The 8,697-nt window shown below is 68.1% G+C and carries 6 protein-coding genes and 1 pseudogene; 2 read left to right on the plus strand and 5 right to left on the minus strand.

Annotation, left to right across the window (positions count from 1 at the left end; all coding sequences use genetic code 11):
- Nucleotides 1-650: pseudogene (locus tag ACWGH4_RS25340) on the plus strand (hypothetical protein); the annotation flags it as partial.
- A gap of 86 nt (nucleotides 651-736) precedes the next feature.
- Here ACWGH4_RS25340 and ACWGH4_RS25345 read toward each other — a convergent pair.
- Both ACWGH4_RS25345 and ACWGH4_RS25350 read right to left on the minus strand, forming a co-directional pair.
- Nucleotides 737-1,405 (minus strand): hypothetical protein, encoded by a 669-nt coding sequence (locus tag ACWGH4_RS25345; protein ID WP_453464946.1) that lies wholly within the window; start codon nucleotides 1,403-1,405, stop codon nucleotides 737-739.
- A 445-nt stretch (nucleotides 1,406-1,850) separates the two neighbouring features.
- Nucleotides 1,851-2,042 (minus strand): hypothetical protein, encoded by a 192-nt coding sequence (locus tag ACWGH4_RS25350; RefSeq protein ID WP_453464949.1) that lies wholly within the window; start codon nucleotides 2,040-2,042, stop codon nucleotides 1,851-1,853.
- A gap of 247 nt (nucleotides 2,043-2,289) precedes the next feature.
- Between ACWGH4_RS25350 and ACWGH4_RS25355 the strand changes: the two genes are divergently transcribed.
- Nucleotides 2,290-3,633 carry a TrkH family potassium uptake protein gene (locus ACWGH4_RS25355; protein WP_453464952.1) on the plus strand — a complete coding sequence of 448 codons (1,344 nt, stop codon included), beginning with the start codon at nucleotides 2,290-2,292 and terminating at the stop codon, nucleotides 3,631-3,633.
- 66 nt (nucleotides 3,634-3,699) lie between these two features.
- On the opposite strand, the gene ACWGH4_RS25360 is transcribed toward ACWGH4_RS25355, so the two are convergent.
- The 3 genes from ACWGH4_RS25360 to ACWGH4_RS25370 all read right to left on the minus strand — a co-directional run bounded on the left by ACWGH4_RS25360 (nucleotide 3,700) and on the right by ACWGH4_RS25370 (nucleotide 8,646).
- Nucleotides 3,700-4,887 carry a cytochrome P450 gene (locus tag ACWGH4_RS25360; protein ID WP_453464955.1) on the minus strand — a complete coding sequence of 396 codons (1,188 nt, stop codon included), beginning with the start codon at nucleotides 4,885-4,887 and terminating at the stop codon, nucleotides 3,700-3,702.
- 477 nt (nucleotides 4,888-5,364) lie between these two features.
- Entirely contained in the window at nucleotides 5,365-7,905 is a 2,541-nt protein-coding gene (locus ACWGH4_RS25365; RefSeq protein ID WP_453464958.1) for a DUF4118 domain-containing protein, read from the minus strand.
- 51 nt (nucleotides 7,906-7,956) lie between these two features.
- On the minus strand, nucleotides 7,957-8,646 hold the full coding sequence (locus tag ACWGH4_RS25370; RefSeq protein WP_453464961.1) for a response regulator: 690 nt from the start codon (nucleotides 8,644-8,646) through the stop codon (nucleotides 7,957-7,959).
- Nucleotides 8,647-8,697: the final 51 nt, after the last annotated feature.

Genomic DNA, 8,697 nt, shown 5'->3' on the forward strand with positions numbered 1-8,697 from the left:
CTGCCGGACCGGCAGGCCCGGCAGGCCCGGCAGGCCCCAAGGGTGACACCGGTCCGCAGGGCATCCCGGGTGTCGCTGGTCCGACCGGGCCTGCCGGTAGCGGCACGGGACCGGCCGGCCCCACCGGCCCGACAGGCCCGCAGGGGCAGCCGGGTACGCCAGGCGAACCGGGTGCCTCCGGAGCGACAGGCGCCACTGGACCTGCCGGGACCACCGTCCATGCCGGCGCGAGTATCTACTCCGAAACCAGCCAGACCATCCCGAACGACACCGTCACTCAGATCAATTTCAGTGGCGCCGACTTCGACACAGACACAATGTTTGATGCAACGTCATCAACGTTGGTGGTACACACTGCTGGGCGCTACCTCCTTCAGGGAAGACTTTTCTGGACCACCCCGGCGGCGGTGCCTGCTTCAAGTACCCAGTCTCTGTTCATTGCGGTCAATGGCAATATCGTCGCCGCTGATCGTCAGCTCGCCCAGCCCCTTTCGCAGGATGTGTCCACCATTCTTCAGCTGAACGTCGGTGACATGATCTCCCTCCATGCGCTGCAAAACACCGGAGCCAGCATCGGCTCGGTAGTCGACACCGCCATTCCACTCAAATACCTGGCACCGCAGCTTCAGGCGGAGCTGACCGCTCCGTAGGCAGCGTCCTCAGCCCAAGGAATTCGTGACGGCCCGCCGGTCGGTCGGCGGGCCAGCGTGCGACAGACAATCGGCTGCGAAGCCGCTCACGCCCTTAGCCAGGTCGATGTGAGAGAGCCGTCGTACGACCCCACCGGCACCCCGGCTTGCGGAGCGGAGACCACGATGTCCGCCTGCGCCCCGCCCTTGCCCGCACTCCCCCAGGCGCCGGTGACCGGCAGCGGCACCTCCGTCGCATACGAGGCGATCGCGCCGATCCCATCACCTGCCTCCACCACCGCCTGGGCGGCAGCCTGGACCTCGAGTGGCTCCCTCTCCAGCAGCGCCAGATCCGGCGTCGGGCGCAGCAGGGCGAAGATCGCCTCGTTGACCGTCATCGCGTGGGTGGCGCCGGTGCGGCCCGCGCCGCGGGCGGTGCCGCCCATCTCGTCCATCGGCCGTTGCAGTTCGTAGGAGGCGGCTTCCAGGCCCTGCGATGTAAGCAGGCGCAGCCTTTCCCCGGTCTTGTTGCTGCCGCCGTCCAGGGTCAGGCCGTGTTTGCGCAGATCGGTGAGCGCCCCGCGGTGGGCGGCGGTCCGGGCTTCCTTGTGCTTCGCCTCGGTGCTCTTGGTGGTGTGCCGGTAGGTCAGGTGCGGCAACGTCGCACGCTGGATCTGGTCGGCGGTGGCGACCTTCATGACGCCCAGCACGCGCAGCACATCGGCGCGCAACAAGTTCGACGACCCCGCCGGATTGGTGACCCTCTTCCCGCCCATCAGCCCTGCCTCCCCCTCCTCCGCGACCGGCCCCTTGGCCGGGCGCACCAGCGGCCCCGCCAGAGGCCGGGTGACGCCCCCGCCGCCCGGAGACCCGATACCCCCTCCACCACTGACAACACAGAGAGGAGGAGAGGGTCGTGACGGCATGCCGGAAGCAGCGAAAGCGCCACTGACCACGGGAAACACGTTCAGGACGAGGATCAGACACGGAAGTGGGCGCGGCAGGAGCCACACAAGCGCCCACGGCAGGAACATCCACAAACTCCCAACAGCGCAGGGGAGATGTTCCACGCCCTTGCTTCGCTCTAGGTGTATTGCCTTGTGAGGTCGTGGAGCGGGAGGCGGCAGCTGCCGGCGGTCCCTGCGTCCAGCCGCGGGCGTTTCCGACAGGCGTAAAGCGGGTGCTCGAGGAGCCGCCCCTCAACTCACACAGCGCTCGCCGTTACAGGCCGCCCGGAGGGCCTTTGGGGCGATAGAGGAAAGCGATGAGGACAGCGGCGATCACCATCCAGCCGCCGATTCCGACAAGCCACCCCGCCCGGATCAGAAAGCCGCAGACCATCAGCGTCGCCCCGGCCAGGCTGAGCGCGAAGATGGCGAGCCAGACGCTGCGTGCGTTCCCGGCGACCTTCACACGGCCTCCCTCGAACAGCTGGGCGACTTGGGTGCTGCTCCGGGCACCGGTGCTGTCGACTGAAGGTGTGAAGCGGTCATGGGGAAAGGCTAGGCCGCGACCTGGTGCCGAGGTGACCCTGACACGTCAGGGAGGCGTATAGGTGCGCGGCGCTCGCGTCAGAGAGGCGTATAGATGGCTGTTCAGGTGGATACCGTCATGCGGTGCGAATGATCGAACTGTGGTCCGTTGCCGGTGCGGAGCTGCCGTGGTGAGTCGGCGGTGGCCGCGTCTGCGGCATCCGGCGCAGGGCGTCGTGGCCGGGTTCGCTGCGGCGGTCGTGGTCGTCACCGTGCTGCTGATGCTCCCGGTGGCCAGAACGGGGCCGGGCGGAGCGAGCGTACTGGAGGCCCTGTTCACGTCGGTTTCCGCGGTGTGCGTGACCGGGTTGATCGTGGTGGACACCCCGGTTTACTGGACCGGTTTCGGGCAGGTCGTGATCCTGTGCCTGATCCAGCTCGGCGGCCTGGGCATCATGACGTTCGCCTCCCTGTTGGTGGTGTTGGTCTCTCGCCGGCTCGGGCTGAGGGCCCGTCTGACCGCGGCGGCCGAGACCAAGACACTGGGCCTGGGAGAGGTCAGGTCGGTCGTCCTCGGCGTGGTCAAGGTCAGTCTGCTGCTGGAAGCGCTCACGGCGCTGGTACTGATGTTGCGTTTCGGCCTGGGCTATGACGAGTCGTGGCCGAGAGCGCTGTGGCTGGGCGTCTTCCACGCGGTCTCCGCGTTCAACAACGCGGGCTTCGCCCTCTACTCCGACAACTTGATGGGCTTTGTCACGGATCCGTGGATCTGCCTGCCGATCGCCTGCGCGGTCATCGCCGGCGGTCTGGGGTTCCCCGTGCTGTTCGAGCTCCGGCGCCGCTGGCGCAGGCCGAGGTCGTGGTCGCTGCACACCAAGATCGTGATCTGGGGAAGCGCGGTCTTCCTGGTCGGCGGCAGCGCGTTCATCACCGGGATCGAATGGACCAACCCGGCGACCCTCGGACCGCTCGACGTTCCCGGCAAGCTCCTGGCCGGCTTCTTCCAGGGCGTGATGCCCCGCACCGCGGGTTTCAACAGCGTCGACACCGCGCAGATGAATCCCGCGAGCTGGCTCGGCGTGGACGTCCTGATGTTCGTCGGCGGCGCCAGCGCCGGCACCGCGGGCGGCATCAAGGTCACCACCTTCGCCGTGCTGTTCTTCGTCCTGTACGCCGAAGTACGCGGTGAGAGCGCGGTCAACATCTTCCACCGGCGTCTGCACGGCGACACCCAGCGCCAAGCGCTGACGGTGGTGCTGCTGTCGGTGGCCGCCGTCGTCGGATCCACGGTGATGTTCATGGTCTTCACCGACATCAACCTCGACCAGTCACTGTTCGAGGTCATCTCCGCCTTCGCCACCGTCGGCCTGTCCACCGGTATCACCGCGGATCTGCCCTCCGCCGAACAGGTCCTGCTGATCGTGCTGATGTTCATCGGCCGCCTCGGACCCATCACGGTGGCCTCCGCGCTCGCCCTGCGCCGGCGTATCCGCCTCTACGACCTGCCCGAGGAGCGACCCGTCATTGGCTAGGAACCGCAGTCACCTCACCCGCCGCATCGCCCAGAACGACTCCGTCGTGGTCACATCCCTCATTGGTCACGCGTCCCAGGTGACCGGGAGGCTCTTCACTCCGTAGATGTCCGCGGTCTCCGGGCGCAGGCCGACCTCTTCAGCCGGTACGGCCAGGCGCAGTGTGGGAAAGCGGCTGAGCAGGGCGGAGAACGCGACCCGCATCTCGATGCGGGCCAGTTGCTGGCCCAGGCACAGGTGGATGCCGTGGCCGAAGGCCAGGTGACCGCCGGGCTCCCGCCGGACGTCGAGCACGTGGGGATCGGGGAAGCGCTCGGGGTCGCGGTTGGCGGTGTTGTAGGACAGGACGACCGTCGTGCCGGCCTCGATGGTCCGGCCGCCGACCTCGACGTCCACCAGGGCCGTCCTCATGAACGACTTGGCGACGCTCAGGTACCGCAGCAGTTCCTCCACGGCCTGGTCGGTGAGGGCGGGATCGGCGCGCAGCGCGGCCAGTTGCGCCGGGTTCTGCAGCAGCGCGAAGGCGCCGAGGGACAGCATGTTCGCGGTGGTGTCGAATCCGGCCGCCAGCAGGATCAGGCTGATGCCCTGCAGCTCCTCATCGGTCAGGTCACTGTCGGTGAGTTCGCTGAGCACGTCGTCGGTGGGGTTGGCGCGCTTGGCGACCACCAGCTGTGCCAGGTAGTCCTGGGTCGCGGTGTAGGCCGCTGTCAGGTCCTCGTCGCTGGTCTCACCGTTCATGAACTTGTCGATCTGTTCCTGGAAGGAGTCCCGGTCCTGGTACGGCACCCCCAGCAACTCACAGATGATCATGGTGGGGATGGGCTTGGCGAACGCGGTCACCAGGTCCGTCGGCGGCCCGGTCTCCTCCATGGTGTCCAGGCAGTCGGTGGTGATCTGCTCAATGCGTTCGGTCAGCAGTCGCATCCGGCGTGCGGTGAACTTGCCCACCAGCGGTTTCCTGTAGCGCCCGTGTTGTGGTTCGTCCATGAGGAGGAACTCGCCGGGCGGCGCCGGCGGGAGCTCGAAGTCGACTACGTTCAGGAGTTCCTTGCGGGAGCTGAACCGTGAGTCGGCCAGGATCGACCTGACAAGGTCGTATCCAGTGATCAGCCAGCCGGGCTTCCCGCCGGGGTGGGTGTAGCGGCTGATGGGGCCGTGCCGGCGGGCGTCGAGCAGTTCTGCCGGCGGGTCGAAGGGGCAACCGGGCTGACGCTCCGTCGGCAGCGTGACGGTGTGGAGGGATTCGCTCATGGCCATTCCTCATCTCGCGACATTACGCGTTTGGCGCGCACCGAAAGCTACGTTGCGTTTCCGTACTCGTCAATCAACGAAAATTCGTCTGCCCAGGTGGAGTGCGGTAAATCAATGCAATGGCGCTAAGAGTGAACGCAACGCACTGTTGCAATAATTGACGGCGAAGGCAATGCTGGCGATACGTCAGAGGGACGGTGGACCGACGGGAGCGCCGGCGCCTCGCGGCCGGCATTGCCGACGGGTTCTTCTGGACCGAGATCGTGAAGCGACCCGACCGGCCGCGACCTCGACGATCAGCCGGGAGGTCACCCACCCGCCCCGGCGGCCGAGGCTCCGGCCGGCGCAGCGGGCGACGGTCCAGCGGCGCGGCACCCCAACGCGCATCCGAGCGCCCGGCGGCACGATGGAAGAGGAGCCCATCGAACCGGCGGTCGGATCGGGGCTGTCACGGACGCTGGCCCCGACGGCGAAGCCCTATGAGGCGGCTGTCGGGAGGTCGAGGCGCGCGGGTGGTGGGCTGGCCGCGCAAGGGAGGCTGAGCACCATCGTGAGGCCGCCGGCTGGGGTGTCCTCGGCGGTCAGGGTGGCGCCCATGGCTTCGGCGAAGCCGCGGGCGACCGCGAGACCGAGCCCCACTCCGGAGCCGCGTGGGGCGTCCCCGTGCCGCTGGAAGGGTTCGAAGATGAGGTCTTTGACCTCGTCGGGGACTCCCGGGCCGCGGTCCACGACGCGGACCTCGACCCTGTCGGCGATCGCGCTCGCGGAGACCATGACCGGTGTGCCGTCGGGGCTGTACTTGACGGCGTTCTCGACCACGTTGGCCACGGTGCGTTCCAGGAGGCCGGCGTCCACGGTCACCATGGGGAGTTCTTCGGGGACGTCGAGGACGACGCTGTCATCGGGGACGCCGCCCAGAGCCATCGGGACGACTTCGTCGAGGTCGATCTCGCGGATGATCGGCTTGACGGTACCGGTCTGGAGGCGGGACATGTCCAGGAGGTTGCCGACCAGATGGTCGAGGCGGTCCGCGCCTTCCTCGATGCCCGCTAGGAGTTCGGCGTGGTCGTCGGGCGACCATTCGATGTCGTCGGAACGCAGGGAGGTGACTGATGCCTTGATCGCTGCCAGCGGGGTGCGCAGGTCGTGGCTGACGGCGGCGAGCAGGGCGGTGCGGATGCGGTTGCCTTCGGCGAGATCGCGGGCCTGGTCGGCCTGGTGCTGGAGGCGCTGGCGGTCGAGGACGATGGCGGCCTGGGCGGCGAAGGCGCCCAGCACGCGGCGGTCCTCGGCGGGCAGGACCCGACCGGAGAGGGCGAGCGCCATGTGATCGCCGACGGGCATGTCCACATCCGCGTCCTCCGGGCGTCCGACCGGAGTGCTGCCGACGCTGCCGGCGCAGCTCCAGGGCTCCACGTCGCTCGTACGTTCCAGCAGAGCCACGGAGTTCATGCCGAACGTCTCGCGGACCCGTTCGAGCAGGGCCTCGAGGCTGGTTTCTCCGCGCAGCACGCTGCCCGCCAGGAAGGACAGGATTTCCGACTCGGCGCGCAGCCGTGCTGCCTGGTGGGTGCGGCGGGCGGCGACGTCGACGACCGAGGCCACGGCGACCGCGACACCGAAGAAGATCACCAGGGCGACGATGTTCTTCGGGTCGGCGATCGTGATCCGGTGCAGGGGCGGTGTGAAGAACCAGTTGAGCAGGAGCGATCCGCAGGCTGCCGAGGCCAGTGCCGGGAGCAGGCCGCCGATCATGGCCGCGGCCACGGTCAGCGACAGGTACAGGAGCATGTCGTTGGCGAGTCCGAGGTCGGCGTCGATGCCCGTCAGGAGGAGGGTGAGCAGCATCGGGCCGGCGATCCCGGTGATCCATCCCCACAGGGTCCGGGAGCGCCCGAGCCGGGCACCGCGTGCCACGGGCAGGCCGCGGCCTTTCGCCGCCCCTTCGTGGGTGACGATGTGGACGTCGAGATCGGGTCCGGACTCCACGGCGATCGTGGCGCTGACACCGCGACCGAACATGTACTGCCAGGGCCTGCGGCGACTGGCGCCGAGCACGATCTGGGTGGCGTTGACGCCGCGTGCGAACTCCAGGAGTGCCTGCGGAATGTCGTCGCCTACGACGTGGTGGAACGTCCCGCCGAGGTCTTCCACCAGGGTGCGCTGGACGGCCAGTTCCTTGGGTGAGGCGGAGGTCAGGCCGTCGCTGCGTGCGATGTAGACGGCGAGGACCTCGCCGCCGGCCCCCTTCTCCGCGAGGCGGGCGGCACGGCGGATGAGCGTACGTCCCTCGGGACCGCCGGTCAGGCCCACGACGATGCGCTCACGGGAGCCCCAGATCCTCGAGACACGGTGCTCTGTCCGGTACTCCTGCAGGTATTCGTCGACCCGGTCGGCCGTCCACAGCAGGGCGAGCTCACGCAGGGCGGTGAGGTTGCCGGGCCGAAAGTAGTTGGACAGCGCGGCGTCGACCTTGTCCGCCTTGTAGATGTTGCCGTGGGCCATACGGCGCCGCAGCGCCTGCGGGGACATGTCGACCAGTTCGATCTGGTCGGCGCGGCGCACGACCTCGTCCGGGACGGTCTCCTTCTGCCGCACCCCGGTGATCGACTCGACGACGTCGCCCAGTGACTCCAAATGCTGGATGTTCACGGTGGACACGACGTGGATCCCCGCCTCGAGCAGCTCCTCGACGTCCTGCCAACGCTTGGCGTTGCGCGAGCCGGGAACGTTGGTGTGCGCGAGTTCGTCGACGAGCGCCACGGCCGGACGCCGCTCCAGGACGGCATCGACATCCATCTCGGTGAAAACAGTGCCGCGGTAAGGGAGTTCCTTGCGCGGAACCTGGTCGAGGCCGTGCAGCATCACCTCGGTGCGGGCCCTGCCGTGGCATTCCACGAACGCGACCACACAGTCGGTGCCACGCTCGACACGACGGTGCGCCTCGGACAGCATCGCGTACGTCTTACCGACGCCCGGTGCCGCGCCGAGGTAGATCCGAAGCTTGCCGCGTCCCATGGTTTGAGTGTTCCGATCTTTGCTGGTCGAGCGGGTGCCGTTCGGGGCGCGTCACTTGTCGAAGCGGTAGCCCATGCCCGGCACTGTGACGAGGTGCTGCGGGCGGGAGGGGTTCACTTCGAGTTTGCGCCGGAGCTGGGCCATGTAGACACGCAGATAGTTCGTTTGCGTGCCGCAGGAGGGGCCCCACACCTCCTGAAGGAGCTCCTTCTGCGTGGTCAGCCGGCCCTGATTGCGGATCAGTATTTCGAGGAGGTGCCATTCGGTCGGGGTGAGGCGCACGTCGCGGCCGCAGCGTTTGACCTTCTTGGCGAGCAGGTCGACGGTGAATTCGCCGGCGCTGACGATCGCCGTCTCGTCCGGGCCGGTGGACACAGCGGTGTCGTGGCGGCGGACGGCAGCGCGCAGCCGTGCCAGGAGCTCGTCCATGCCGAAGGGTTTGGTGATGTAGTCGTCGGCCCCGGCATCGAGCGCCTCGACCTTCTCGTCGGACGTACGCCGTGCGGACACGACCAGGATCGGCGCCCTCGACCAGCCCCGCAGACCCTTGATCACCTCGATGCCGTCCATGTCCGGCAGCCCCAGATCCAACAGGACCGCGTCCGGGGAACCAGAAGCGGCGAGGCGCAGAGCCGTGGCGCCGTCGGTCGCGGCCTGCGTTTCATAGTGGCGTGCCTTGAGGTTGATGACGAGAGCACGGACGAGCTGGGGCTCGTCCTCGACCACCAGCACCCGGGTCATCGGTGTGCCGCCTTTCTCCATGTGCTGCCGGATGGACGCGCGTGTGGCCGG

It is taken from the genome of Streptomyces sp. NPDC054847 (assembly GCF_053610925.1).

What these genes read in the sequence shown, in the direction of transcription:
- ACWGH4_RS25360 (WP_453464955.1), bottom strand. Translation starts at nt 4,887, where the DNA reads ATGAGCGAATCCCTCCACACCGTCACGCTGCCGACGGAGCGTCAGCCC.
- ACWGH4_RS25370 (WP_453464961.1), bottom strand. Translation starts at nt 8,646, where the DNA reads ATGACCCGGGTGCTGGTGGTCGAGGACGAGCCCCAGCTCGTCCGTGCT.
- ACWGH4_RS25365 (WP_453464958.1), bottom strand. Translation starts at nt 7,905, where the DNA reads ATGGGACGCGGCAAGCTTCGGATCTACCTCGGCGCGGCACCGGGCGTC.
- ACWGH4_RS25345 (WP_453464946.1), bottom strand. Translation starts at nt 1,405, where the DNA reads ATGGGCGGGAAGAGGGTCACCAATCCGGCGGGGTCGTCGAACTTGTTG.